Source organism: Gordonibacter sp. Marseille-P4307 (assembly GCF_900604965.1).
GTDB lineage: Bacteria > Actinomycetota > Coriobacteriia > Coriobacteriales > Eggerthellaceae > Berryella.
Genome location: NZ_UWPD01000001.1, coordinates 1,726,008 through 1,750,082, shown reverse-complemented (window position 1 = coordinate 1,750,082; position 24,075 = coordinate 1,726,008). Strand labels below are relative to the sequence as shown.

At 62.5% G+C, this 24,075-nt stretch carries 27 protein-coding genes; 19 read left to right on the top strand and 8 right to left on the bottom strand.

The window, feature by feature from the left end; genetic code table 11:
- Positions 1 to 160 precede the first annotated feature (160 nt).
- The 9 genes from EIH26_RS08040 to rnr all read left to right on the top strand — a co-directional run bounded on the left by EIH26_RS08040 (position 161) and on the right by rnr (position 14,038).
- Positions 161 to 2,824: a BTAD domain-containing putative transcriptional regulator gene (locus EIH26_RS08040; protein WP_124061674.1), complete on the top strand. Its 2,664-nt coding sequence runs from the start codon at positions 161 to 163 to the stop codon at positions 2,822 to 2,824.
- Positions 2,825 to 2,927: 103 nt separating this feature from the next.
- On the top strand, positions 2,928 to 5,714 hold the full coding sequence (gene secA, locus EIH26_RS08035; RefSeq protein WP_124061673.1) for a preprotein translocase subunit SecA: 2,787 nt from the start codon (positions 2,928 to 2,930) through the stop codon (positions 5,712 to 5,714).
- 56 nt (positions 5,715 to 5,770) lie between these two features.
- Positions 5,771 to 6,865, top strand: a complete 1,095-nt coding sequence (gene prfB / locus EIH26_RS08030; protein ID WP_124061844.1) for a peptide chain release factor 2 — start codon at positions 5,771 to 5,773, stop codon at positions 6,863 to 6,865.
- 99 nt (positions 6,866 to 6,964) lie between these two features.
- A complete protein-coding gene (locus EIH26_RS08025) occupies positions 6,965 to 7,801 on the top strand; it encodes a transketolase (protein ID WP_124061672.1) in 837 nt (278 codons plus the stop codon).
- A complete protein-coding gene (locus tag EIH26_RS08020) occupies positions 7,802 to 8,770 on the top strand; it encodes a transketolase family protein (protein ID WP_124061671.1) in 969 nt (322 codons plus the stop codon). It abuts the gene before it with no gap.
- A 207-nt stretch (positions 8,771 to 8,977) separates the two neighbouring features.
- Positions 8,978 to 9,667 carry a cell division ATP-binding protein FtsE gene (ftsE, locus tag EIH26_RS08015; RefSeq protein WP_205911750.1) on the top strand — a complete coding sequence of 230 codons (690 nt, stop codon included), beginning with the start codon at positions 8,978 to 8,980 and terminating at the stop codon, positions 9,665 to 9,667.
- Positions 9,660 to 10,571: a permease-like cell division protein FtsX gene (gene ftsX / locus EIH26_RS08010; protein WP_124061670.1), complete on the top strand. Its 912-nt coding sequence runs from the start codon at positions 9,660 to 9,662 to the stop codon at positions 10,569 to 10,571. The genes ftsE and ftsX overlap by 8 nt, the downstream gene beginning before the upstream one ends.
- Before the next feature lie 24 nt (positions 10,572 to 10,595).
- Complete coding sequence (locus EIH26_RS08005) at positions 10,596 to 11,876, top strand: S41 family peptidase (RefSeq protein ID WP_124061669.1); 1,281 nt, start codon at positions 10,596 to 10,598, stop codon at positions 11,874 to 11,876.
- Between the two features lie 2 nt (positions 11,877 to 11,878).
- Positions 11,879 to 14,038, top strand: coding sequence for a ribonuclease R (rnr, locus tag EIH26_RS08000; protein WP_124061668.1), 2,160 nt, complete (start codon positions 11,879 to 11,881; stop codon positions 14,036 to 14,038).
- 105 nt (positions 14,039 to 14,143) lie between these two features.
- On the opposite strand, the gene EIH26_RS07995 is transcribed toward rnr, so the two are convergent.
- The 6 genes from EIH26_RS07995 to EIH26_RS07975 form a co-directional block, all read right to left on the bottom strand.
- Positions 14,144 to 15,265, bottom strand: coding sequence for a site-specific integrase (locus tag EIH26_RS07995; RefSeq protein WP_164471036.1), 1,122 nt, complete (start codon positions 15,263 to 15,265; stop codon positions 14,144 to 14,146).
- Between the two features lie 185 nt (positions 15,266 to 15,450).
- Complete coding sequence (locus EIH26_RS08410; protein ID WP_164471035.1) at positions 15,451 to 15,606, bottom strand: hypothetical protein; 156 nt, start codon at positions 15,604 to 15,606, stop codon at positions 15,451 to 15,453.
- Positions 15,607 to 15,658: 52 nt separating this feature from the next.
- The gene (locus EIH26_RS07990) at positions 15,659 to 16,111 is read right to left on the bottom strand and encodes a hypothetical protein (RefSeq protein ID WP_124061666.1); all 453 of its coding nucleotides are present in this window, start codon (positions 16,109 to 16,111) and stop codon (positions 15,659 to 15,661) included.
- A gap of 3 nt (positions 16,112 to 16,114) precedes the next feature.
- Positions 16,115 to 16,615: a type II TA system antitoxin MqsA family protein gene (locus EIH26_RS07985; RefSeq protein WP_124061665.1), complete on the bottom strand. Its 501-nt coding sequence runs from the start codon at positions 16,613 to 16,615 to the stop codon at positions 16,115 to 16,117.
- Between the two features lie 9 nt (positions 16,616 to 16,624).
- Positions 16,625 to 16,951 (bottom strand): type II toxin-antitoxin system MqsR family toxin, encoded by a 327-nt coding sequence (locus tag EIH26_RS07980; RefSeq protein WP_164471034.1) that lies wholly within the window; start codon positions 16,949 to 16,951, stop codon positions 16,625 to 16,627.
- A 214-nt stretch (positions 16,952 to 17,165) separates the two neighbouring features.
- Complete coding sequence (locus tag EIH26_RS07975) at positions 17,166 to 17,807, bottom strand: LexA family transcriptional regulator (protein ID WP_124061663.1); 642 nt, start codon at positions 17,805 to 17,807, stop codon at positions 17,166 to 17,168.
- Positions 17,808 to 17,925: 118 nt separating this feature from the next.
- Here EIH26_RS07975 and EIH26_RS07970 point away from each other — a divergent pair, with 118 nt between their 5' ends.
- The gene (locus tag EIH26_RS07970; RefSeq protein ID WP_124061662.1) at positions 17,926 to 18,147 is read left to right on the top strand and encodes a helix-turn-helix domain-containing protein; all 222 of its coding nucleotides are present in this window, start codon (positions 17,926 to 17,928) and stop codon (positions 18,145 to 18,147) included.
- A 194-nt stretch (positions 18,148 to 18,341) separates the two neighbouring features.
- On the opposite strand, the gene EIH26_RS07965 is transcribed toward EIH26_RS07970, so the two are convergent.
- Together EIH26_RS07965 and EIH26_RS07960 are read right to left on the bottom strand one after the other, a co-directional pair.
- Positions 18,342 to 18,779: a hypothetical protein gene (locus EIH26_RS07965; RefSeq protein WP_124061661.1), complete on the bottom strand. Its 438-nt coding sequence runs from the start codon at positions 18,777 to 18,779 to the stop codon at positions 18,342 to 18,344.
- 101 nt (positions 18,780 to 18,880) lie between these two features.
- Positions 18,881 to 19,429, bottom strand: a complete 549-nt coding sequence (locus EIH26_RS07960) for a hypothetical protein (RefSeq protein WP_124061660.1) — start codon at positions 19,427 to 19,429, stop codon at positions 18,881 to 18,883.
- 276 nt (positions 19,430 to 19,705) lie between these two features.
- On the opposite strand from EIH26_RS07960, the gene EIH26_RS07955 reads away from it, so the two are divergent.
- The 9 genes from EIH26_RS07955 (at position 19,706) to EIH26_RS07920 (ending at position 24,074) form a co-directional block, all read left to right on the top strand.
- A complete protein-coding gene (locus EIH26_RS07955) occupies positions 19,706 to 19,888 on the top strand; it encodes an excisionase (RefSeq protein ID WP_124061659.1) in 183 nt (60 codons plus the stop codon).
- Positions 19,885 to 20,061 carry a hypothetical protein gene (locus EIH26_RS08400; RefSeq protein ID WP_164471031.1) on the top strand — a complete coding sequence of 59 codons (177 nt, stop codon included), beginning with the start codon at positions 19,885 to 19,887 and terminating at the stop codon, positions 20,059 to 20,061. Before EIH26_RS07955 ends, EIH26_RS08400 begins: the two co-directional genes overlap by 4 nt.
- 16 nt (positions 20,062 to 20,077) lie before the next feature.
- Entirely contained in the window at positions 20,078 to 21,232 is a 1,155-nt protein-coding gene (locus EIH26_RS08630; RefSeq protein WP_124061658.1) for a site-specific integrase, read from the top strand.
- A gap of 122 nt (positions 21,233 to 21,354) precedes the next feature.
- A complete protein-coding gene (locus EIH26_RS07945; RefSeq protein ID WP_124061657.1) occupies positions 21,355 to 21,756 on the top strand; it encodes a single-stranded DNA-binding protein in 402 nt (133 codons plus the stop codon).
- A 45-nt stretch (positions 21,757 to 21,801) separates the two neighbouring features.
- On the top strand, positions 21,802 to 22,506 hold the full coding sequence (locus EIH26_RS07940; protein WP_124061656.1) for a conserved phage C-terminal domain-containing protein: 705 nt from the start codon (positions 21,802 to 21,804) through the stop codon (positions 22,504 to 22,506).
- Positions 22,481 to 23,200 carry an ATP-binding protein gene (locus EIH26_RS07935; protein ID WP_241152831.1) on the top strand — a complete coding sequence of 240 codons (720 nt, stop codon included), beginning with the start codon at positions 22,481 to 22,483 and terminating at the stop codon, positions 23,198 to 23,200. Before EIH26_RS07940 ends, EIH26_RS07935 begins: the two co-directional genes overlap by 26 nt.
- Positions 23,201 to 23,267: 67 nt before the next feature.
- Complete coding sequence (locus EIH26_RS07930) at positions 23,268 to 23,681, top strand: DUF3310 domain-containing protein (protein WP_124061654.1); 414 nt, start codon at positions 23,268 to 23,270, stop codon at positions 23,679 to 23,681.
- Positions 23,671 to 23,862, top strand: a complete 192-nt coding sequence (locus tag EIH26_RS07925; RefSeq protein WP_124061653.1) for a hypothetical protein — start codon at positions 23,671 to 23,673, stop codon at positions 23,860 to 23,862. The genes EIH26_RS07930 and EIH26_RS07925 overlap by 11 nt, the downstream gene beginning before the upstream one ends.
- The gene (locus tag EIH26_RS07920) at positions 23,859 to 24,074 is read left to right on the top strand and encodes a hypothetical protein (RefSeq protein WP_124061652.1); all 216 of its coding nucleotides are present in this window, start codon (positions 23,859 to 23,861) and stop codon (positions 24,072 to 24,074) included. Before EIH26_RS07925 ends, EIH26_RS07920 begins: the two co-directional genes overlap by 4 nt.
- The last annotated feature ends 1 nt before the right edge of the window (position 24,075 follow it).

Below are 24,075 nucleotides of genomic sequence, written 5' to 3'. Positions count from 1 at the left end.
AGCCGGCTTCAGGCGGGGTTTTCGCGTAACGGAAAAAAAGGGGGTCTTGACGGCTCCCTTTTTTGCGTCAAAGGACGCTTCGCCGCTTGTTCGGGTTCGGTTCGTTTCGTAGGATCGAACGTGCTTGGTCTTCGGCCTCTCCCAACGGAGAGGACATATCATGAGGGGGTTTATCTCTCAGTCGGCTTGCCGCGGCTCCCGTCCGGCTTCGCTTGCAGGAAAACGCTACCGCAGCCGTCCCGATCTGATCGCCCGGTTGCTCAAAGAGCGGCGCGTCGTGCGGTTTCTGGTGGCTCCCGATAGCTTCGGCAAAACCGATCTGGCGCTCGAATACGCCGAGACCATGTTCGAATTCAAGCATGTGGTATGGATTAACGGAACCAGTCCGTGCTTTTTGCGCGATCTGGATTCAGGTTGCCTGGCCGAGCTTATAGGAAAGGCCGATTCCTCGGTGGCTCTCGTGGTGATAGACGATGCGCCCGAGCTGTCCCCCGATCGTGCCGAATTGCTTTCGGCTTGCTTCGACTCCCTTCTCGATCAGGGGGCAGAGGTGCTCGTTACCTGCTGTCCTGCGGCCGATACCTTGGGTTGCCTGCAAAGGGACCGCCTCAGGCTGTCGGCCACCGACTTGCTTTTGTCTGACTCCGAGATCGATGCCTCTCGCAGTGCCGCGGAAAGGTCGAGGCGTCCGAGCAGCACCGTGCCCCCCGCACAGCGTGTCGCCAGCCTCGCTTGGCCTGCGGACAAAGAATCGTCGCGAGCGTTCCTTGCCGGGATCGCCCGCGAGCGCAGATCCCTCGACTGCACGTTGGCGATTCTCACCGCGCTCGTTTTGGTAAAGGGTTCGGTGTCGGATCTCGAAGGGGCGTGCGCGGTTGGGTCCGAGGTCATCGAGCGCATAGCGCTTGAATACCCCTTCACAGGGATCGACGTTGGAGCCGAGCTGTTTTCGTGCGTGGACCTTCCCGTAGAGCGCATAGCTGCGGCGTTTCGATCTCAGCTCGAGGTGCTTGGGTCCCATTCCCCCTTCGGAAACCGAGCGGGACTCGTTCGGTATTGGTCGAACGGGCTTTTGTCTGAAGGGTTTGCGCGCCGTGCGTGCGAGACGATCGCCCTGTCGGGATCCGACGAGCGGATATGCTCGTGGTTCTCAGAGAATGACGGGCTTATCCTGCGCACCGGCGACATGCTTGCCGGTTTGGATCTGCTCGAGCGGATGCGTCCGCACGGATCGCGATCGCGGGCGGTCATCGATACGTGCCGAGCCGAGCGGTTGCTGGTTTTAGGGGATGCCGACGATGCCGTGCGCTTGGCCAAGCGCACGGCGTTCGATTCGTCTGCGGGAAAGCGCGAGCAGACGGTGTCTCTGGCTATTCTGGCCGCGAAGGGCTCCAAGGCGATGGCGACCCGCGCCCGCGACGTTCTCGAATCGCTGGTTGCCCGCGAGCTGAACCCGGAGGACGCGGATGCGCCCGCAGGGCTGCGCGCCTGTTCGCATCGCTCATTCGACCTGATCGGATCTTTGAGGCGAGCGGGGCGCTTCGACGCCTCGCAGCGTCTGTGGCTTCCCTTGGCGGTTGCATGCTGCGCCTGGGGCAGGGGGATGGAGGCGTCTTGCGAGGCATGCCTGCTTCTCCTGAACGCCGACGCATCGTCGGAGGCGGTCTGCCTTTTGGCGCGGGCCCTGTTCGACGAGGCGGCGCGGCGGGCCGGGTCGGTTTTGTGCGCGGACGCAGGACTCGCGCGCGTGTACGACGCAGTGCGGTGCATGCTGGTCGAATCCGAGGGTCCTCGGTCGTTCTATCAGATGATTGCGGGACTGGCGCTCGAGCGCGCCCGCGCGAAGGGGGCGTTTCGGGGAGACGATCCGCTGCCGACCGAGCTTATGATGGAGCTGCGCGAGGCCGACGTTTGGCTGCATGCGCAGAGGAAAGAGCGCCGAGCCTGGCTTGCAAGCCGTTCGATCGAACGAGCCGGCAAGGTGGCCACCCGCCCCGATGCCTATCTTGCGTCGCCCGCGCGGGATCTCGATCTTGGTCCGTCGGCTCCGATTTTGCGCGTGAGGCTTTTCGGAAAGGTGGAGGCGCGCATCGGACAGGACGATCGGGACGTGTTGAAAGGCGTCCGCCACAAGGCGAAGGTGCTGCTTGCGATGCTGGTTTTGAATTCAGGTCGCGAGCTTTCCCGCGATTTCATCGTCGAGTCGCTGTGGCCCGGCAGCGATATCGACACGGCGCGCAAGAACTTCTACACGGTGTGGTCGCAGCTTAAGGCGGCTCTCACGCTTGATGACGGGACGTGTCCGTACCTCATACGCCATCAGCGCTCGTGCGGGATCGATCGGCATATTCTGGCGGCGGACGCGACCCGGTTCAACCAGCTGTGCCAGGAACTGCTGTTCGGGGACTTCGACACGGTTCGATGGTCGGAGATATACAACCAGGCGGAAGATGAGTTCGGTGACGATCTGATGGCGGCGGAGCTGGATAACGAGATCATCGGGGCGGCGCGCGGCGAATACCGAACGCGGATGGTGGATGCGTTGGTGGTGGCATCGGGACGCCTGGTCGCATCGGGGGCCTCGCAGCAGGGGCTGTGGTTCGCGCGGCTGGCGCTTCGGAAGGACCGAACGAGGGAGGATGCTTATCTGGCGCTGATAAAGGCGCAGATTTCGGCCGGGCAGCGCACCTCGGCGCTTACAAGCTATCTGCATTGCCGCAAGGTGCTTTCGGAGGAGCTGGGCATCGATCCGTCGCTTGAGCTCGAAGGGCTTTACCGCTCGCTCATAGACGCGGCGTCCCATCGGATGGTCGAAGAGTGCTGAAAACGGGAGTGTGCGTTAGGAGTGCCGCGCGCGGGTACGTCCCGAGCTTTGGTATGTTAAGGTGGTCGGCAATAACGTCCGAACCCGAAAGGGCAGTGTTTCAATGGCAGGTTTTCTCTCCAGGCTTCTCACGTTGGGTGAGGGGCGTCAGCTTAAGAACTTCCAGGCTCTCGTTTCAAAGATCAACGATCTCGAACCTTCGATGCAGGCGCTGCGCGATGACGAGCTGCGTGCGCTCACCGCGGCGTTTCGCGAGCGTATCGCCAACGGCGAGTCGGTTGACGATCTGCTGATCGAGGCCTTCGCCGCCGTGCGCGAGGCCAGCGTGCGCACGCTGGGGCTTCGCCACTTCGACGTGCAGCTCATCGGCGGCATGGCCCTGAATGCCGGGCAGATCGCCGAAATGCGTACCGGCGAGGGCAAAACCCTCGTGTCCACCCTTGCCGGCTACCTGAACGCGCTTTCCGGCAACAACGTGCATATTGTGACGGTCAACGACTACCTGGCCCGACGCGACAGCGAGTGGATGGGGCGGGTGTACGGGTTCCTCGGCATGAACGTCGGCCTTATTCAAAACGCCATGCGTCCCGAACTGAAGCGTCCCGCTTATCTGGCCGACATCACGTACGGCACCAACTCCGAGTTCGGTTTCGACTATCTGCGCGACAACATGGTCACGCGGGCGGAGGGCCGCGTGCAGCGCGGGCACCATTTCGCCATCGTCGACGAGGTCGACTCCATTCTCATCGACGAGGCCCGCACGCCGCTTATCATCTCGGGCGCCGGTACCGAGGCGGCCGAGACGTACAACCGTTTCGCGCGCGTTATGCCCGGCTTGCAGGTCGATGTCGATTTCGAGATGGACGAGGCGAAGCGCACCATAAACGCCACCGAGACGGGTCTCGAGCGCATCGAGGGCATGCTGGGGATCGACGACATCTACTCCGACCCTTCCGGTCAGCTGGCGAACCATCTTCAGCAGGCGCTGAAAGCCCAGTTCCTGTTCAAACGCGATGTCGATTACGTCGTGACGCGCGAGGGCGAGGTCAAGATCGTCGACGAGTTCACCGGCCGCATCATGGAAGGGCGGCGCTACTCCGAAGGACTTCATCAGGCGCTCGAGGCCAAAGAGCACGTTCGGGTGCGCGAGGAGAACCAGACCCTTGCGACCATCACGCTTCAGAACTATTTCCGCCTGTACGGGAAGCTGTCGGGCATGACCGGTACGGCTATGACCGAAGACAGTGAGTTTCGCGAGATCTACAAGTTGCCGGTGATGGCCATCCCGCCGAATCGGCAGCCCCAGCGCATCGATCAGAACGATCAGATCTACCGTACGGTCGATGCGAAATTCAACGCCGTCGCCGACACTATCGCCCAACGCAACGCCCAGGGACAGCCGGTTTTGGTGGGCACCGTGTCCATCGAGAGCTCCGAGCGCCTCTCGCGGCTCCTCGACAAGCGCGGCATCGCGCATGAAACCCTCAACGCGAAAAACCACGAGCGCGAGGCCCATATCGTGGCCCAGGCGGGTCGCGTCGGGGCGGTCACCATCGCCACGAACATGGCGGGTCGCGGTACCGACATCCTGCTCGGGGGCAACGCCGAGGTTCTGGCCGACGATGCCTTGCGCGCGCGCGGGTTGGATCCGAGCCTTCCCGAAGGCGCGGAAGTGGCCGAGGGCGATCCTCGCCCCGCCACCTCCGCAGAGCGCGAGGGTGCGCTTGCGCAGGCCAAGGCGACGTGCGCCGAAGAGGCAAAGCGCGTTTTGGCGGCAGGCGGGTTGCTGGTCATCGGCACCGAGCGCCACGAGTCGCGCCGTATCGACAACCAGCTGCGCGGTCGCGCCGGCCGTCAGGGCGACCCCGGCGAGACTCAGTTCTACCTCTCGCTCGAGGACGATCTGCTGCGCAAGTTCGGCGGCGACCGCATGGACCGCATCTCCGCGATGATGCAGCGCACCCAGATGCCCGACAGCGAGCCCATCCAGGCGGGCCTCGTGTCGAAGGCCATCGAGAACGCCCAGCGCCAGGTGGAGACGATGCACTTCGCCGCCCGTAAGAACGTGCTCGAGTACGACGACGTCATGAATCTTCAGCGTACGGCCATCTACGAGGAGCGCAATGCCATCCTCGACGGCAAGCAGATGACCGACCGCATTCCCGAGATCGTTTCGGATGTGGTGGAGGCCCAGGTCGATGATGCGTGTCCGGACCGGACTCCCAGCGACGATTGGGATCTGCATGCGCTGAGTACCTGGCTGACCTCCATGACCGGCGACACCGGTTTTTCGGTCGAGGACATCGATTGCGACGACGATGCCGCGGTGCTCTCCGAACGGCTTTCCGAGCATTTGGAAGATATCCACCGCAGAAAGACCGAACTGGTGGGCGAAGAGGTCATGAAGACGCTCGAAACCCAGATCATGCTGCGCATTATGGACAATCGCTGGATGGCGCATCTGCACGATATGGATTACCTGCGCACCGGCATCGGCTTGCGCGCGATGGGGCAGCGCGATCCCCTCACCGAGTACCGTGAAGAAGCCTATCTGGCCTTCCAGAGCCTGACCGCCGGTATGTACGAAGATTACCTGCGCACGCTTTTGCGCTTGCAAGTTGCGGAGCGCAGCGTTCCGGAGGTGCTGCCCGAAAGCGGCAACCCGCTTTCGGGGCGGGTTACCTACTCGTCGCCCGAGGCGGCGCTTGAGGGACGCAGCGCGCAACCCCAGACCCGTCCGGAAAACGCGGCGACGCCGCAAGCGTCCCGCAAGGTCGCTACGTACCAGAAGGATAAAGACGACCCCTTCGCCAACGTCGGCAGGAACGATCCTTGTCCGTGCGGATCGGGGTTGAAGTTCAAGAAGTGCCACGGGAAAAACCGGGATTAACCCGTTTATCTCCCTTGCACGAACCAGGTTAAGGCGGTTTTCAGCACGTGGGTGCAATTGAGGAAGTGGACGAGAGGCTGCTTGACGGGCTTGCCGAGCGCGTATCCGACGCGCACTCGTACCTGCATATCGAAGAGAAGCGCGTCGAGCTTGAAAAACTCGACGAAGAGACGGCGCGCCCGGGTTTCTGGGACGATGTTCCGCGCGCTCAGCGCATATCCAAGCAGGCGGGCAATCTGCGCGATACGCTGAAGGAGTACGCTGCAGCGCTCGAAGCGCTCGATGATGCGCGCGCCGCCTTCGAGCTGTCCGCCGAGGACGAGGCGTTTGCCGAAGAGGCCCGCGTCGCGGCGTCGTCGCTTGACGAGATGCTCGATGCCCTCGAGCTGTCCTCGTGGTTTTCGGGCCGTTTCGACGAGGGGGACGCCATTCTCACCGTCAACCCCGGTCAGGGCGGCCTTGAAGCCAACGACTGGTGCGAGATGCTGTTTCAGATGTACGCGCGCTATGCAAGCTCGAAGGGCTGGAAGGCGACGGTGCTCGACGCGGTTCCCGCCGAAGTGATGGGTCTGGACCGCGCCACCATCCAGATCGAAGGCCGAAACGCCTACGGCATGCTTTCCAGCGAAGCCGGCGTGCATCGGCTCGTGCGCATCTCTCCGACCGACGAGAAGGAGCGCCGTCATACGACGTTTGCCAGCGTGGAGGTGCTTCCCGTTCTTCCCGACGATATCGAGGTCGATCTCAATCCCGCCGATGTGCGCGTTGACGTGTATCGTTCCAGCGGCCCGGGCGGCCAGTGCGTGAACACCACCGATTCCGCGGTGCGCCTCACCCACGTTCCAACGGGTCTGGTGGTTACCTGCCAGAATCAGAAAAGCCAGCTCCAGAACAAGGAGGCGGCGTTTCGGGTTCTCAAGGCGCGCCTGTTCGAGCTCGAAGAGGCCAAGCGCGCCGAACAGATCGACGAGCTGCGCGGAGAACGCAAGGAGATCTCGTTCGGCAGCCAGATCCGCAATTACGTTCTGTACCCGTATCAGCTGGTAAAGGATCTGCGCAGCGGCGTGGAGACGGGCAACGTCGACGCCGTTTTGGGCGGCGATATAGATCAGCTTGTAATCGGGTATCACAAATGGCGCGTTTCCCAGTAATCGGGAGGGCGTCCAAACGGGTTCATCCCGCGCGCTTCCGAAGGTGCGCGGTTGTACAATGCTTTTTGTCCGTCTAGAAACAGAGTCGAAAGGCCGTTAATGGATCTTAACCAGCTTCAGGAAGCTTCCAGGCAGATGCGCATCAGCATCCTGCGCAGCGTCGCCGAGGCGGGCAGCGGGCATCCTGGCGGATCCCTGTCCTGCACCGATATCCTGTCCGCGCTGTATTTCGGCGGGGTTCTGAATCACGATCCTCTCGATCCCGAACTCGAATCGCGCGATCGGTTCATCCTGTCCAAGGGGCATGCGGCGCCCGCGCTGTACGCTGCGCTGGCCCATACGGGATACTTTCCCGTAGAAGAGTTGCTCACCCTGCGCAAGCTGGGTACGCGCCTGCAGGGCCATCCGGATTGCCGTCTCCTTCCCGGCGTCGAGGTGTCCACCGGCTCTTTGGGCCAGGGGCTCTCCATTGCCGCGGGCATGGCGGCCGGGCTCAAGCTGGATGGCACCGACCAAACGGTGTTTACGCTCCTGGGGGACGGCGAGTGCCAGGAGGGCCAGGTTTGGGAAGCGGCGATGTTCGCCGCCCATCGCGGGCTGGACAATCTTGTGGCTGTCGTCGATCGCAACGGCTTGCAGATCGACGGCGCAACCGAGGACGTGTGCGATCCGGGTGACGTGGCGCTCAAGTTCTCCGCGTTCGGATGGAACGCAGTCGAGGTTGACGGCCACGATATCGAGGCCGTGCTGGACGCCCTGCAGGCGGCTAAGGCCGACCGATCCGGAAAGCCCAGCGTGATCGTGGCCCATACGGTGAAGGGCAAGGGCGTTTCGTTCATGGAGAATCAAGCCGGATGGCACGGCAAGGCGCCCAATGCAGAACAGCTTGCGGTCGCCCTGGCCGAGCTGGGTGCAGCGGACTCGACGGAGGCTTAAATGGTGAAACTTGCAAATCCCGAAGAATCCCAGGTGAAGAAGGCTACGCGCGCCGCGTTCGGAGCAACGTTGGCCGAGCTTGCCGATGACGGGGTTCCCGTAGTCGCGGTTGACGCCGACCTGTCGGGGTCGACCACCACGAAGAAGTTCGCCGATGCCAAACCCCAGTACGAGGGTCGTCTGTTCAACACCGGCATCGCCGAGCAGAACATGATTGATGTGGCCGCCGGCCTGGCGCTTACGGGCAAGGTGGCGTTTACCGGGTCGTTCGCCGTGTTCGGCACGGGGCGCGTGTACGATCAGATTCGCAATACGGTGTGCTACAGCAACCTCGACGTCAAGATCGCCCCCACCCATGCCGGGGTGTCCGTCGGTCCCGACGGCGGCAGCCATCAGATGCTCGAGGACGTGTCGCTTATGCGCGGCCTTCCCAACATGCGCGTGCTGGTTCCTGCCGATTACGCGGCCGCCCGCAGCGCCCTTAGGATCGCGGCGGCAACTCCCGGCCCGGTGTACGTGCGCATGGGCCGTGCCTCGGTTCCCTCCGTCTACGCCGAGGGTGTCGAGCTGGAGATGGGCCGCGCCTATGTTCTGCGCGAGGGAACCGACGCCACCATCGTGGCGTGCGGAGTCGAGGTCGAGCAGGCCCTGAAGGCTTCCGACATCCTTGCGGATGCAGGCGTGTCCGTCGAAGTGATCGACGCGTTTTCCGTCAAGCCCCTCGACATCGAGACCATTTCCGCTTCGGCTGCCAAGACGGGCCGCGTCGTGGTTGCCGAAGAGCACAGCGTCTACGGAGGTTTGGGGTCGGCGGTTGCCGAAGTTCTCGCTCAGACCCATCCCGTGCCCGTGCGCTTCGTCGGCATGCGCGACGTTTTCGGTAAATCCGGCGAGTTCGAAGAGCTTCTGGGGTACTTCAACCTGGATGCCGCCGCGATTGTCGAAGCTGTGAAGAGCCTGATGGCGTAATACGACGTCGGGTATAATAGCCGATTGTCCCAGTACATCACCAATTGAACGGAGCATTCTGTGACAGAAACAACCAGCCAGGGGGCTGCCGGACGCCATGCCGGGCGTCATGCGGCGGCCGCATCCAGGCAGGTGACTTCGCAGCTTTCAGCGTCGCTTCCTGTTCTGGAAGTTGAGGACATCCCTCAGCAGACGGGAACCCCCGTCATCACGTTCGATCATGTGACCAAGGTCTATGCGGCGCAGCCGAACCGTCCTGCGCTTGATGATATATCCCTTCAGATCTACGCAGGCGAATTTGTCTTTTTGGTGGGTCATTCCGGCTCGGGCAAAACCACGATGATCCGCTCGCTTATCCGCGAGCTCAAGCCTACGTCGGGCCGCATCATCATCGCCGACGAGGATCTGGGCAGCATGCGCAACTGGCGCGTTCCGTATCTGCGCCGCAACATTGGCTGCGTGTTCCAGGACTTCAAGCTGCTTCCCAACAAGACGGTGTTCGAGAACGTGTCGTTTGCCCTCGAAGTTATCGGGAAGAGCCGTCATGTCATCAAAACCCAGGTTCCCGAGGTCTTGCGTCTCGTCGGACTGCAGGACAAGCTGAACAAGATGCCCGACCAGCTGTCGGGAGGCGAGCAGCAGCGCGTGTCCATCGCGCGCGCCATCGTGAACCGCCCGCCTCTGCTGATCTGCGACGAGCCCACCGGAAATCTCGATCCGCAAACGTCGCGCGGCATCATGGACCTGCTCGAGCGCATCAACCGCACCGGCACGACGGTCCTGGTGGCCACGCACGACCGCGAGATGGTCGATAACATGCGTCGCCGCGTTATCGCGCTCGATCGCGGACACCTTACCCGCGACCAGGACAGGGGGGTGTACGGATTCAATGTCTAGTTTCGTTTACTTTTTCAAGGAATCGCTGCGAGGGTTTACCCGCAATCTTTCCACCACGTTGGGCTCGATCATCACCATTTTCCTATCGCTGCTGATCATCGGCGTGTTTTTGGTGGGTGGGGCCATGGTCGACCGTATCGTCAGCTCGGTTGAGAAAGAGGTCTCGGTTACCGTTTACGTTGCCGACGAGGCCTCCGACGGCGATATCAAGTCGCTTCAGGACTACGTCAAGGGCCTGAAGGGCGTTTCCTCGGTCTCCTTCACGACGAAGGATCAGGCGCTCGAGAACTTCAAGCAGATGAACTCGGGGTCCAACATCGCCGAGCAGCTGGGCGACGAGAACCCGCTTCCCGCCTCCATCAACGTCGAGCTGTCCGATCCCCAGTCGGTCGAATCGGTTGCCAAGCAGATCGAATCCAATTCGACCTTCAAGGCCGTCTGCGATAATCCCTCGGATCCCGCAAAGTCCATCAACTACGGCCAGAAGACGGTCGAGCGCCTGTTCTCGGTTACCAACTACATTCGCTACGTGGGCGTCGCGCTGATCGCGCTGCTGATCTTCATCGCCCTGGTGTTCATCAACAACACTATCCGCCTGGCCATTTTGGCGCGCCGCAAAGAGATCGCGATCATGCGCCTTGTGGGTGCGTCGAACGGGTTCATTCGCGGACCCTTCCTGATGGAAGGCGCGCTGCATGCGGTTATAGGCTCCCTTCTGGCCGTCGGCTCCATCGAGCTGATTCGCCAGCTGCTTATTCCGCGTTTGCAGTCCGCTTTGACGTTTCTGTCCATCGATGTGTCCATGACCACGTATCTGTTCGTGTACCTTGGGTTGGTTGTCGCGGGCCTCATCATAGGTCTTGTCGGATCTGCGCTCGCGATGCGCCGCTACTTGAAGGTGTAGGACTTTTTCGGATCGGCGAATGATATGAGCCAGGAAAGAATCGAGAATCGCGTTGTTGCGCGCATGCGAAAGGAGCGTGCGCGCAACGTTCGTTTGGCGAAGATGTTCGCCTGCATCGTTGCCTCTACGCTTATCTTCGTCGCGGGCTTTTCTTTGCGCGGCAACACCGAGCTTTTGGTCTCGTTGGGGTTCCCTCCGTCTATGACCGGTGCCGAGCATGCGACCTCGCTGTCCAAGAAGGGCGGCGAATACCTTGGCAACCTCTCGGTTCGCGTGTCCGAGGTTGAAACGGTGCTGGCGGCCGAAAGCCTCGATTCTTTTGATCTCGACGCGGCCACCACGGCCTCGCTCGATGCGTTTGCGGCGTCCACGCGCGATCGCTACCTGCGTTATTACAGTCCCGAGCGCTTCCAGTCGCTTTCCGGTTTGGATGCGTCCAACTATTCGGGCGTGGGGGTGCTGTTCTCCGAGCACAACGGAAGGGCGTATGTCGTCGATGTGTTCGAGGGATCGTCCGCCCAGCTTGAAGGAGTGGTCGAGGGAGACTTCGTCGTTGCGATCGACGGCGACCGCAGCCAGGCGTGGTCGCGTGCCGAAGTTACGGCCGCCCTCAACAAAGACGTCGGGTCGTCGGTGGTCATTACCTGGAGGCGCCCCGAATCGTTCGGCGCCGAGGGCGGGGAAGAGTACACCACGACGCTTACCTGCTCCGACAAGGCCGAGCCCAACATCTCCACCAGTCTCGAAGACAAGGTGGGCTACATCAAGGTTTCCCAGATCACTGCGAATTCTGCAGCGCTGGTTCAGCGGGCTTTGACCGAGCTGCAAAGCGACGGGGCGCGATCGTTCGTGCTCGATCTGCGCAACAACCCCGGCGGATACCTCAATCAGGCGGTCGATCTGGTCAGCTTGTTCAGCGACGTGGGTGCCGTGGTTCAAGTTCAAACCAACTCGGCGGTCATTTCAAAGTCCACGTCCGGTAGCGTGGTCACCTCGGCCCCGCTTGTGGTCTTGGTGAACAAAAACACCTCGTCGGCCGCCGAAGTGGCGGCTATGGCCCTTCAGGAGTCCGGACGGGCCACCGTGGTGGGCGAGACTACGATGGGGAAGGGGTCGGTTCAGATCACGCGCGAGCTGTCTTTCGGAGGAGCCCTGCGCTACACCGCTGCGTACTATCTGAGCCCCCGGGGAACCAAGTTGGACGGATTGGGCGTTTCCCCCAATGTTACCGTCGTCAACGACGGTTCGGACGATCGCCAGTTTTCGTTTGCCATCGATTCGGCCAATACCTCGGTAAGCGACTAACCGTGGCGCGTAAGAAATCCGGCATTCGTCGAAAGCCCCGCAGCAATCCACGGGGACGCTTATCTGTGCGTCCCGAGGGCTACGGGTTCGTATCGACGGCCGAAGGGGAGTTCTTCATCCCCGAATCGAGGATGCGCGGTGCGTTCGACGGCGATCTCGTCGAGGTGGCTCCGCTTCCCGCCCAGGCGACGCGGGGTCGCTTCGAGCACCGGCAGACGGGCGGGCGCAAGCGCGCGGCGCGCATTACGAGCATCGTTGAGCGCGCTCACGACACGCTTGTCGGCCGTTACGAGGTGGCCGAGCCGTTCGGCATCGTCGTGCCCGAAGACCGCCGCATCCCCTACGACATCTTCACCCTTAGAAACGAGTCGTCCCATGTGCCCGACGGTGCGCTGGTCAGCGTGCGCATCACCTCGTGGCCCACGTGCCATTCGGCGGCTACGGGCATGGTCGAGCAGGTGCTGGGCTTCGAAGACGACGAACGGGTGATGATCGACCTCATCGTTGCTTCGCACAGGCTGGAAACGGAGTTCTCCGAGGGGTCGCTTGCGCAAGCGGCCCAGGCCGAGCTGGGGCAAGACGATGCGCTTGCCTCGGGATATCGCGATTTGCGCTCCCGCTTCGCGTTCACGGTCGATCCGACCGATGCGCGGGACTTCGACGACGCCCTGTCGTTCGAGGCGGTGGACGGGTCTTGTTCGGGCGCCCCCCGCGGGGCCGTTGCGCGCATCGGGGTTCATATCGCGGACGTCGCGCATTACGTGCCGTGGGGAAGCTCGATCGATCTCGACGCCCGTCGCCGTGCGACCAGCGTCTATCTGGTCGATCGCGTGATCCCCATGCTTCCCGAGCGGCTGTCCAACGACCTATGCTCCCTTCGGCCCGACCAAGACCGGCGATGCATGACGATCGACCTGTTCGTCGATGCGCGCGGACGGGTGGTGTCAAGTGAGGCGTACCCGGCTCTCATGCGCTCCCGCGCGCGGCTTACCTACGATGAAGCCCAAACGCTGATCGATGGGAGCAGGAAGGGTTCGGGCGATCTTCCCGACGTGCCGAACGATACCCTCGATCAGCTGCGCATCCGTATCCCCTCGCTTTCCCGCATAGCCCAGCAGCGCGCATCCCTCAGGCGCGAGCGAGGGGGGCTTGATTTCGATACGGTCGAGGCGCGGGTCGTGCTGGACGACGAGGGTCGGCCGCTCGACGTATCCCTGCGTTGCAAGACGGAAGCGACGCAGATGGTCGAGGAAGCCATGATCATGGCGAACGAAGCCGCAGCGCGGCTTTTGAGCGGAAACGCGTTTCCCGGGATGTACCGTGTCCACGAAAAGCCCGCAGCCGACGACCTTGAGGGGCTGCTGCCCATTTTTCAGGAGTTCGCCTGGTTCGATGCGTCGCTGGAGGTCCCGGTTCTGGTGGGGGATCCTTTTGCGTTGGCGCGCGTGCTCGAGCTGTCCCGCAACCGTCCCGAGCACGAGCTGGTGGTTGCGCTGGTGCTGCGTTCGATGAAGCGGGCCGTGTACTCGGCGGACTGCGATGGGCACTTCGGTTTGGCAAGTGAGGCGTACGCCCATTTCACTTCGCCTATCCGACGTTACCCCGATCTGGTGGTTCACCGTATGCTGAAGGCCTTTTTGCTTGGGCGGGGCGAGCGGTTCGATCAGGAGGTGTCAAGTATTTCCTGGCTTGCCGAGCATTCGTCGCGCATGGAGCGCACCGCCGAGCGAGCTTCCCGCGATTCGCAGGAAGCGAAGCTGGTCGAGCTTATGGAGTCGCAGGTGGGGAAGCGGTTCTCGGCGCTTATTGCCGGAGTGGCCACCTATGGGCTGTTCGTGCGCCTACCCAATACGGCAGAGGGCCTGGTTCCGATCGATTCTTTGGGACGCGAGTACTTCGCGCTGGATCCCGTTCGGCATGTGCTGACGGGGCAGGATACCGCTACGAGGTATAGGCTGGGACAGCGCGTGGATGTGGTGCTTACCGCCGCCGATCGCTCTACGCGCAAACTGACGTTCAAGCTGGTGGCTGACGACCAGAATCGTTCCAAGGGACGCAAAAAGCTCCGGCAGCGCGATATCGATCGGGCCGTTCGCCATAAGCAAGGCAAGCAGGGACCGGGTCGCGGTCAGCCGAAAGCAGGGGAAGTTAGTCGGAAATAAAAAACCCACCTGAACAGGTTATATACTGCTCAGGTGAGCTGGGTTTTCTGGTGGAGGCGCGGAGAATCGAACTCCATAGGATTATACTGATGAACTGGTAAAACGTCATTCGGCTAGACTGCCGCTAGATTGGCAAAAAATCCCGTCCACCGCGTCCATCCCCGCTCTGAGGTCTTCGGCGTTGGGGCGCACGTACCGCCGATAGGTGGTGTTGATGTCGCTGTGCCCGAGCATGCGCGACAGGTCCTCCACGTTGCCGCCCGCGTGCAGGTAGCTCGTTGCGAACGAATGGCGCATGTTCTCGATGGTCACGATCGGCGCATCGGGGCGGGTGGACGCGCACCAGCGGCAGAACCGCGCCCATCTCTTCTGGGCGGTGGACGGCGATATCCGCACGCCGCCAGCGCCCAGTATGAGGGCGCCCGACCCCGGCTCTCCCAGCCTTTCGGCGAGCGCGGCGGGTATCGGCACCGTTCGGGCGGATTTAGCCGTCTTAGGCGCTTTCAGGTCGTTGCCGCCGTGCTTTCCGCTTGCGGCGGTGAACGCGCGCCTGACCGTGATGGTGCGGTCGGCGAGGTCGATATCTTCCCAATCCAAACCGTATCGCTCTTCCGGGCGCAGGCCGAGCAGAAGGCCGGTGGACGCAATGAGAAGCACGCTGCGCTCGGCGTATTCGTCCACGGCCCTCAGCAGCGGCTCCATCGCTTCGAACGTCGATATGACGGCGTCGTTTCCGCGCCGCTTCCCGGTCGGCGGCATGACGAACTTGGCGGAAGCTGGATTGACGGCTATGAGCCTATCAGAAACAGCGTGATGCAGGATTGTTCGCAGCAGTCCGATGGCCTTCCGCGCAACCGGCTCCGTTCCGCAGGCGTCCACCATGCGCTGTATCTTGATGCGGTCGATGTCGCGCACGTCGAAGCGGCCCAGGTGCGGCTTTATACGCAGCCGTATCTCCCGCTCGTAGGTATCGCGCGAACTCGCTGCGAGCCTGTCGATGTGCGGCGCGTAGAAACGGTCGATGTAGCTTTCGAGCGCGATGCGGCCCGAGCGGTTGCGCAGCGCGTCTCGCTCCGCGATTATGCGCGCCTGCTCGGTTTTCGCGTCGCCCTTGCGGTCGAACCGCCTCTGAACGCGCGTCCTCTTTCCGTCGAGATCGTAACCGGTGCTCTCGACGAGAAGGTAGTACGCGCTCCCATCCGGCCTTATCTTCTTGGTGATGGACATGGTAGAATCGACATGCCTTCCGTTTACGCGGTTGGTGTTCCCTTCCCGCCGCGCAGGGTTGCAGCCCTTATGCGCGGCGGGTTGTCTCATTCGGTTGCCGTTCCCGGTCGGAACGTGTTGAAAATCATTCGCGCTGTTGGTATATTCTCCTTGTTACCACGGGGTGGACGCAAACGGAGAGATACCTAAGCGAAAGCCCCATTTCCTTTTCTCATCAGCTTTCCCTTCACGCCCTTGGAGTCCATGACCATCTTCGCCGATTCGGGCAGCGCCTTGTAAAGCGAAGATGCGCTCTTGCTGGACGGCAGAATCAGCTTTTCCAGACGCTTGTTGTAGAACATGTGGCTTACGAGCTTGAAAGACTCTTGAAGTGCCCTCGTGCTGACAAGCTCGCTATTCGTCCTTGCTGCACGACGAGTTCGCTTCCAGCGTCGCCGACGATTCGAGAGATGGAAGCGGATCGATCGATATCGGGCTCGTCGCCGACAGTGTAGCCAGCGTGCTCTTTGCTATCGAGTACAGCTCGTCAGCGCCGTCGGTAAGGCACATCCTTTCAAAATCTTCTATACCCAGCTTTTCGTTGCCGGTTAGCATCCCTGTGACTGTGATGGATATCTCCGTTTTAGGTTCTTCGCTCCCGTCAGACAGCGTAAGGGATACGCTCGCTATGCATGAGAGGGTGCCGCCGTTATTATCCGGATCAGATACCTTTCGATTTACGCTCAGAGACAGTGGGCCGTCGTCCTCGCCTGCCCTGTCACCGACCACGCATGAGTACCTCTCGACGTAATAAGGGCCAACGCGAACGCTCCTAAGGCTTTCAGTGAAATCGAATTTGTTGAGCATCTTCTACCTTTCGCCGTGCAGACCGATTAACGTGACGTTTCTGCTTTTCGACCGTCCAGCCCATTCGCTTCTTGCGGACGCTTGGACGGGGAAACTGTTTCCATGGGCGGCCGACTTTCTGAGGAGTTCCACGTTGTCTCGGCTGGCTGCCGCAAGCCTTATCAGATTGTCGGTCGATTTTGACTGGATGATCCTGCCGCTTTCCCACCTGCTGACGGTTGTTTTGCCGACGCCGAGCAGGCTCTGGAACTCGTCCTGGTTCATCCGGAGCTGCTTTCTGATGCGCCTTATCTCGTCAGGAGCAAGGAGGCCGTTCGCCCTTCTGTAAGCCGCGTCGACCGCGTCCGCGAAATCGTCGGCCTGACCACCATTGAAGAACACCTCGCTGCACGATCGGCAGACGAAATGCTCGACACCCTCGACAACGACCATCGTCCCCCTGAACGCAGTCTCGATCGGCGCATAACTCTTCTCAAGCTCATCTCCGCATTCTGCACAGATCATATCGACTCCTTAGCACATGTCCCCGTCGTGCTTGCACGACCAGACGACGATAACCGGTTCGCCGTAATCGACGAAGAATTTCAGATACCAGACCTCTTCTTCCCATTCGACCGAATATATGTCTGCCATTGTGCCCGGTCTCTTCTTCAACTCGGAGGTCTTTTCGAAGTCGGACTCTTTTGCAGCCAAGCATATCGACCGGGCTATCTCTAAAGGCCTTCCGAACTCCCTGTATCGGTCGTTCATGTAGATCGTGACGCGCTTCGACAGGATCAGGCCGTTTCCGCTCCGAGCGATGCCCTTCACCTTTTCGAGCGGATATGTCGGACCCGCCAATTCGTCACCTCCTAAAATTTAGCATGATGCTAAATTTTTTTGAAATTATTTCCTCTAAACCATATTTCTAAAACAAAAACGTTATTAGAACTCCCAATCGAAAGGCACGCAGTACCACGCCACGCGCCCTATCACCGTGATCTCGGGCGTGTCGTCTATTCCGTAGTCGTACACGGTCGACTTGTTTTCAAATTATGGTCACTTCGCCTGTGTTTCATGCCCTCCAACCATCTGGCGCCGAATAGCTTATTACGCGACCAACCGCCCTGAAATCGGGCGCGTTTTCGTCATCGTAAGCTATGATCCGGTCGATGTAATCTGGATCGTAGCTTTCGGGATGCAGCCTTATCGCGCCCTGTTCGTAGAACACGCGCTTTATCGTCGCGTCGTATCCGTTGACGAACACAGCTCCGACATCACCGTTCCGAACATCCATGTCCGGATCGACAAGCACTAGCGAACCTTCGGGGAACAACTTGTTCATGGATGTTCCGGACACCATCAACCAGAAGGCGTTCTCGTGACCCCTCCACAGTTCGTCGCGCGTGTCATGCCATTCATCCGCCTGGCTTATTGCCTCTCGCGGGTCTCCAGCGGCTATACGACCGAGCACGGGCATGCGATGCATGACGTGCTCGCGATTCGGAACGATCCCGGCAACTTCGGTAATTCCAAGCAGTTCGGAAATAGTGCAGCCAAGGGCCTTGCTCATTTCGATGAGCACGCTCGATTTGATTTCTCGCCTACCTTTTTCGTAGTACCAGACTGTCTGTTGGGTCACGCCGAGTCTATCAGCTAGCTGCTGCTGAGTAAGGCCAGCTCGTTCTCTCATCTCAGCAAGTTTGTTGTGATCCATCGTCTTCCCTTCTAACAATAATTTGTATTGTCTACCAAAATTCTGTTGACTTCAAACAGATAACTGTTATATTCGTTCTATCAGTTAACAACAAATCTTTGTAATTAGGAGGTGACGAATGAATCGAATAAGAGCCGAACGGTTTAAATCTGGGTTAAGCACTGAGAAAGTGGCTGATCTTCTCGGAGTTCACGCGAATAGCGTGCGTGGTTGGGAAAACGGAAGCTACGAGCCTAGTGGGAGAAACCTAGTGCAGCTCAGCACGCTGTTCGGATGCTCTCCCGACTATCTGCTTGAGATGACCGACGACCGCAATGAAAGAGTCAAGAGCATCGTCTAAGCAACCACCAACCGCCGCCCCAGACGGGCGGGAACCTTGAAAGCCGAATATCCGCATGACATGGCGGCCTACAGAAAGAAGGTAACCATGAAAAGAGACCTGATGGGGGAGTTCCTAATAGTATGCCTGTTCAGTATTGCCGGAGGCGTATTCGGAGGCATGATAGCCGGATTCATCGCGAAGGGCTTCGGAATCTAGAAGCCGAACTGGACGTGCATGACGTACGAGACGATTCCGCCTGCGGCAGCGCCTCCGACGAAGCTGAAGCACGCCACCTTGTAATCGTGGATGCGGTCCGAACGCAGCTCCTTTTTCCTTGCGGCCAATTCGGCTTCGCGGTCTTCGAGGTAGCAGCGCCCGAGGCTGGTAAGCCCATCGAACGTCCTGTGAAAGCTCATTGGCAACTGGTAGCTGGACAGCAGACCCTTCTCGCTTAGGCTCTCGTAAACGCTCATCTGCTCGTCGAACCCGGGGCGCTTCTCGTGGCTCACGTTGCCGATATCGTCCACCGTTTTTGTTGACAGCTCCTCGTAGAGCCTTTGGGAGATGAGCTCTCCGATATCCTTGCCGCTTTTGTACGCAGATGTCAGCTCCTTGATAGCGGCCATCTCCTCGTTAGTCAGCTCGACCATTCCCAATCCTCCCTGATAAATCGCCGCCATGTCATGCGGGTATTCGACTGTTCGGAACCCTAGCACCGACAGGACCTTGACAACCTCATACGGCGCAGCTGCTAGTCGCCGAAGAAGCCGTCGGGCTGCTCGGCGATGAACGAATCGACCAGATCGCGCGAATTATCGAGAACGCGCTTCCCCTCGTCGGTGAGAACGAGCAGGTACTTCTTCTCTCCAAAATCAGAGACTTTTACCAGCGCGGTCGACATTCTGTTCAGGTTCTTCTTTTCGAGCTTCCCGTCGTCCAATTCGAATACCTTGCTCCCGCCTGCACGTTCGAGCCGGACGAGCATCGACTTGACGGCTCTATCGAGCGAGAGAAACGTATCTTTATCAGCCTCTTCGAGCTGTCGGGACGCCGTTTCGAACATCCTCTTCTCGTATTTGCGCTCTTTGATAAAACCCGGCACACGCGTGGCCATGCCGACGAAAGCGCCGAGCGAGAAGGATGCCGCCATCGCGGACATGAACGCCGCCGGTTCTTCGGACGCAAGCCAGAACGCCGCCCCGAACGACTGGTAGGAGAAGAAGCCCGAAGCGGCTATCGACCCGATGAACATAACGAGAAAAACGTTCTTGAACAGGAAACCGAGGATTTTACCGAGCATACAAGCCCCTATCGAAAGGAAGTCGGATGTTCGCAATAGCAATGTTAATCCAATTCTTCGTCGCCGGATTGGTCGTCGGTCTAGCCATAGCGAAAAACGATTCCGGGAAGTGACCAGGCAAGCTGCGCCGTGTGAGGTTGTCGAGACCCCGCACCTTGAAATACCGGCACGCCGCGCCCGAACAGCAGAGCGAGCCGACCATGGCGCTCCCGCAGCTCGCCGAAAAGCGCGGGAAACGGAGTATCGAAAGCAAGACATAGCGAAGGAGGTGGGCTCATGGACTACCCGCTCTACATGAACATCAACCAGGCCGCGGAATACAGCGGCATCAGCGCGGACAGGATACGCGAGCTCCTGCATTCCGCCGCGCCGCCGCCGCACATCATGAGCGGCAGGAAGTACCTGATAAGGCGGGATGCGCTCGCCGACTACCTGGAGGGATTGGAGGTTGCGAGATGACTGCGAGGGGACGGTGCCCGTCCGTCCGGGCGGGCCGCAGGGCCGCATCGGAGGCGGTGCGCGGGCGCCTCGACGGGAAGACGGTCGAGTGGAAGGCGGGGATGGCGGTGCTGGCGCTGCTGTTCGTCCCGCTGTGCATGTGCGTTTTCGCGACGGAGGCGCTGGGATGGTAGGAGGGTCGGCCGCTAGATGGCGTACGTGAGCGAGAGGAGGGGCGGCGGCTACGCCGTGCGGGCCTACGCGGGCGTGAACCCCGCGACGGGCCGCCCCATGACGGTCGGCGAGGTGCTGCCGCCCGGCGCGACCGAGGACGACATAGCCGCAGCGCTCGAGCGCGTCTCGCGCAGGGCCGACGTGTCGAAGGGCGGCGCGGGTGCGCTCTCCGCGTCGGCCCTGTTCGACTACTACCTCGAGTCGTGCGAGCAGGGAGGGGCCTCGCCCGCGACGCTCAAGGCGTACCGCTCGTACCTGCGGCGCCACGTCGGGCCGAGGATCGGGCGCGTCCCGGTCGAGGAGCTGACGGCGGCGCACTTCTCCAAGATGTACCGGGAGCTGCGCCGCCCCAAGTCATCCGGCGGGGCGGGGCTGTCGGCCTCGACCGTGAAGAAGGTGCACGCCCTGTGCTGCGGATGCTTCACGCGGATGCTGCGCGACGGGATCGTCGGGGGAAACCCGGCCGCCGGGATAGTGCTCCCCATGCCCGAGCGGCCCGAGGCCGCCGCGCTCCCGCCCGAGGACGTCGCGCGGCTGGCCGCGTTCGTCGCCGCCGAGCTCGCGGACCCGGCGGCGGGGCCCTACAGGCGCTCGCTGGCCGTCGCGTGGCGGCTCGGGCTGTACGCGGGGCTCCGGCGCGGCGAGATATGCGGCCTGCAGGCCCGCCACGTCGTGCGCGGCCCCGACGGGGTCTCGCTGCGCGTGGCGCGGGTGCTGTCGTTCGACGGCTCCGAGAAGCCGCCCAAGTCGCGGTCGTCCAAGCGCGTGGTGGCGCTCGACGACGAGACGGGGGCGCTCGCGTCGGCGCACGCCGACGGCCTGGCCGAGTCCGCCCCGCTCGTGCGCACGGACGCGGGCGGGCCGGTCATGCCCGACGCGCTCACGGCCGAGTTCGGGCGCGTCGCGCGCCGCATCGGGCTCGCGCCCGGCGCGCACCTGCACACGCTGCGCCACACCCACGCCACCTACCTGCTCGAGAGCGGGGAGAACATCCTGACGGTGCGCGAGCGGCTGGGGCACCAGTCGGCCAAGACCACGATGGACATCTACGGGCACGTGCTGCCCGGGCGCGGGCGCGAGGCGGCCGCGAGGTTCGCCCGCGCGATGGACGGCCTGGACGGTTTCGGATAGCGCACCGGACGCGCACCGCGAACGGGCGGAAGCGGGCCGCGAGCAGGCGATTCCGCGCCCGGCGGCGTTGGAAGGGAAATGCAACGGAAACGGGGCGGGCAAGGCCCCGGGAAGGAGGATGGATGAGCATCAACAGAGTGGTGATCAGCGGGCACCTGACGCGCGACCCGGAACTGAGGGCGACCGCGTCGGGAGCGTCGATCCTGGGATTCGGCGTGGCGGTCAACGACCGCCGCAAGAACGCGGCGACCGGCGAGTGGGAGGACGTTCCCAACTTCGTCGACTGCGCCGTGTTCGGGAGCCGCGCCGAGAGCCTGTCGCGCTACCTGGGCAAGGGCGCGAAGGTCGCCATCGAGGGCAGGCTTCGCTGGAGCCAGTGGGAGCGCGACGGGCAGAGGCGCAGCAAGATCGAGGTGATCGTGGACGACCTCGAGTTCATGAGCCGGTCGGACGGACGGCAAAACCCTGCCGCCGAGGCCGCCCCGGCGCCCGCCTCGCCCTACGACGAGGACATCCCGTTCTAGGGGGCGCCGACATATCCGAAGACGCATGGAAAAGGAGGTGGACGCATGCAGCTGTTCGACAGCCACGTTGAGGCGGGATCGGCCATGGCGAGGGGCGACAGGGAGCGCTACTACGCGGCGCTCGTCGAGTTCGTGTTCTACGGAGCCGAGCCGGAGCTCGAAGGCGCACCCGCCGCCGTGTTCACGGCGATAAGGCCGACCCTCGAGGAGAGCAGGCGGCAGCGCCTGAACGGGAAGAAGGGCGGCAGGCCGAAAACCAAAACGGAGAAAAACGGGAAACCCAAACCGCAGAAAACCGAAAACCCAGAACGCGGAAACGCGGAAACCCAGAACGCGGAAATCGAGAAAACTAAGGGTAATAGTAAGGGTAATAAGAAAGGTATAGCTGAAGCTATACCCAAAGAAGGGCGCGAAGACCCGCCCCCTCTTCCGGGAGGGGACGCCGACGACGGCCCGTTCACCGCGTTCCTCGGGGAGTGCCTGCGCGCCTGGGCCGACGAGACGGGGCAGGAGCTCGCCTGGATCCCCCCGGCGGCGGCCCGCAACCTCCGCCGCGCCTTCGACGGCGGGGTCACGGCCCGGCAGGTGCGGCTCATGGTCAGGGCGAAGCGGGCCGAATGGGGGGCCGACGAGAGGATGGCGAGGTACGTCCGCGCATCGACGCTCTTCGGCGACAAGATGGCGGACTACCTGGCCGCGACCTCGAAGGGGGCGATCGACGTTGATGATCCCTATGCCGCATACGCTTAGCCACCCCCCGGACGCGTGCCCGCACTGCGGAGGGGCGCTCAAGCGGATCGAGATCGAGGTCATGGGCCGCCGATCGTCGGTCATCTGCTGGGGCAGCTGCGGCTGCGAGCGGAGCGCGCTCGACGGCAGGGTCCCGACCCCCAGGGAGCGCGCCTACGCCGATGCGGGCGTCCCGGCGAGGTTCGCCGCCGTCGGGGCGAACGTGGCCGACTGGCCGCGGCGCGTCGCGGCGGGGGAGCAGCCCTGGGTGCTCGGCGGCAACGGCTCGGGCAAGTCGGCATGGGCCGCCGCGCTGGTCAGGGCGCTCGTGGACATGGGCGTCCGCGCCCGCTTCGAGAACGTGTCGAGCCTGCTGGACGCCGAGCGCCGCTCGTTCGACGGCGGGGGCGGCGGGAGGCTCGCCAGGGCGCGGGCGTGCGACGTGCTGGTGCTGGACGACCTCGGCAAGGAGCAGGCGTCCGACTGGTCGGTCGCGACGCTGTTCGAGCTGATCGACGCGCGGTACCGCGCCGAAAGGCCGACCGTCGTCACGTCGAACTTCAACCGCGCCCAGATAGCGCGGCGCATGGGCGAGAGGGACAGGTCGGCCGCCATGGCCATAGCGTCGAGGCTGTCCGAGCGGTCCCAGCTGATCGACATGGACGGCTCCGACAGGAGGCTCGCCCGGCAGCCGCCGGGGCGGCGACCGGCATAGCGCACCGCCCGCGCACCGGGATCGCGGGGAAAGCGCATCTGATCAGGAACGATTTAAGGAGGTAGCGTTGGAAGGGGAATGCAACGGAAACGGGGCCGGGAGCCTGTGCGAGACGTGCGGGCACGGCCAGTGGGCGTCGGGAAAGGACCGGGGCGGCCCGAAGACGGCGTGCGACGCCACCGGCTCGGCGATCGACGCGCCCGTCGGCGACTGCGCGGGCTACGAGCGCCGCGACCCGGTCACCGCGCCGGCCCACTACGCCGGCGACGGCCGCGTCGAGTGCAAGGACGCCCTGTCGTCGATGATGGCGGGCTACGGCGCCGTCGCCGGGGCGCAGGCGTACTGGGCGGGATGCGCCCTCAAGTACGTCTGGCGGTGGCCCAGGAAGAACGGCCTGCAGGACATCGATAAGGCCATCGAGTGCCTGTCGCAGCTCCGCGCGCTCGTCGCGGAGGGGAACGGGGGCGGCGATGCGCGCTAGGGTCCCCGCCCCCGCGCCCGACGCCGCCTGGCGGCGAGAGTCGTGCGGCGCGTGCGCGATGTTCCGCGAGTACCCCCACGAGGTCAGGCGCCTCGCCCACGACGGGCTGTGCCTGCTGGCGGGCGAGGTCATGCAGTGCGAGCGGGCGAGCGCGGCCTGCGAGGAATGGAGGGCCGTATGAGCATGTCGTACTCGGCCGCGAAGGTCGCGCTGATGCGGCTGTTCGACCTGGGCGCGGAGGAGGCCGACAGCATGGAGGCCGCGTACCGCGCCGTCGCGAGGGATCTCCGGGAGGTTTCGTCCCCGGCGGGCTTCAGGGCGTCGGTCGGCTCGTTCGAGCGGCGCGGGAGGTCGGACTACGGTCGTTTTCTGAGAGATATCTGGTTCGCATGAC

What these genes read in the sequence shown, in the direction of transcription:
- EIH26_RS08025 (WP_124061672.1), top strand. Translation starts at nt 6,965, where the DNA reads ATGGATCTTAACCAGCTTCAGGAAGCTTCCAGGCAGATGCGCATCAGC.
- EIH26_RS08630 (WP_124061658.1), top strand. Translation starts at nt 20,078, where the DNA reads ATGGCGTACGTGAGCGAGAGGAGGGGCGGCGGCTACGCCGTGCGGGCC.
- EIH26_RS07945 (WP_124061657.1), top strand. Translation starts at nt 21,355, where the DNA reads ATGAGCATCAACAGAGTGGTGATCAGCGGGCACCTGACGCGCGACCCG.
- EIH26_RS07970 (WP_124061662.1), top strand. Translation starts at nt 17,926, where the DNA reads ATGAATCGAATAAGAGCCGAACGGTTTAAATCTGGGTTAAGCACTGAG.
- EIH26_RS07925 (WP_124061653.1), top strand. Translation starts at nt 23,671, where the DNA reads ATGCGCGCTAGGGTCCCCGCCCCCGCGCCCGACGCCGCCTGGCGGCGA.
- secA (WP_124061673.1), top strand. Translation starts at nt 2,928, where the DNA reads ATGGCAGGTTTTCTCTCCAGGCTTCTCACGTTGGGTGAGGGGCGTCAG.
- EIH26_RS07990 (WP_124061666.1), bottom strand. Translation starts at nt 16,111, where the DNA reads ATGCTCAACAAATTCGATTTCACTGAAAGCCTTAGGAGCGTTCGCGTT.
- EIH26_RS07995 (WP_164471036.1), bottom strand. Translation starts at nt 15,265, where the DNA reads ATGTCCATCACCAAGAAGATAAGGCCGGATGGGAGCGCGTACTACCTT.
- EIH26_RS07940 (WP_124061656.1), top strand. Translation starts at nt 21,802, where the DNA reads ATGCAGCTGTTCGACAGCCACGTTGAGGCGGGATCGGCCATGGCGAGG.
- EIH26_RS07955 (WP_124061659.1), top strand. Translation starts at nt 19,706, where the DNA reads ATGGACTACCCGCTCTACATGAACATCAACCAGGCCGCGGAATACAGC.
- ftsX (WP_124061670.1), top strand. Translation starts at nt 9,660, where the DNA reads ATGTCTAGTTTCGTTTACTTTTTCAAGGAATCGCTGCGAGGGTTTACC.
- EIH26_RS08020 (WP_124061671.1), top strand. Translation starts at nt 7,802, where the DNA reads ATGGTGAAACTTGCAAATCCCGAAGAATCCCAGGTGAAGAAGGCTACG.
- EIH26_RS07985 (WP_124061665.1), bottom strand. Translation starts at nt 16,615, where the DNA reads ATGATCTGTGCAGAATGCGGAGATGAGCTTGAGAAGAGTTATGCGCCG.
- EIH26_RS08005 (WP_124061669.1), top strand. Translation starts at nt 10,596, where the DNA reads ATGAGCCAGGAAAGAATCGAGAATCGCGTTGTTGCGCGCATGCGAAAG.
- EIH26_RS08410 (WP_164471035.1), bottom strand. Translation starts at nt 15,606, where the DNA reads ATGTTCTACAACAAGCGTCTGGAAAAGCTGATTCTGCCGTCCAGCAAG.
- EIH26_RS07965 (WP_124061661.1), bottom strand. Translation starts at nt 18,779, where the DNA reads ATGGTCGAGCTGACTAACGAGGAGATGGCCGCTATCAAGGAGCTGACA.
- EIH26_RS08040 (WP_124061674.1), top strand. Translation starts at nt 161, where the DNA reads ATGAGGGGGTTTATCTCTCAGTCGGCTTGCCGCGGCTCCCGTCCGGCT.
- EIH26_RS07920 (WP_124061652.1), top strand. Translation starts at nt 23,859, where the DNA reads ATGAGCATGTCGTACTCGGCCGCGAAGGTCGCGCTGATGCGGCTGTTC.
- EIH26_RS07935 (WP_241152831.1), top strand. Translation starts at nt 22,481, where the DNA reads ATGATCCCTATGCCGCATACGCTTAGCCACCCCCCGGACGCGTGCCCG.
- EIH26_RS07975 (WP_124061663.1), bottom strand. Translation starts at nt 17,807, where the DNA reads ATGGATCACAACAAACTTGCTGAGATGAGAGAACGAGCTGGCCTTACT.
- EIH26_RS07960 (WP_124061660.1), bottom strand. Translation starts at nt 19,429, where the DNA reads ATGCTCGGTAAAATCCTCGGTTTCCTGTTCAAGAACGTTTTTCTCGTT.
- EIH26_RS08400 (WP_164471031.1), top strand. Translation starts at nt 19,885, where the DNA reads ATGACTGCGAGGGGACGGTGCCCGTCCGTCCGGGCGGGCCGCAGGGCC.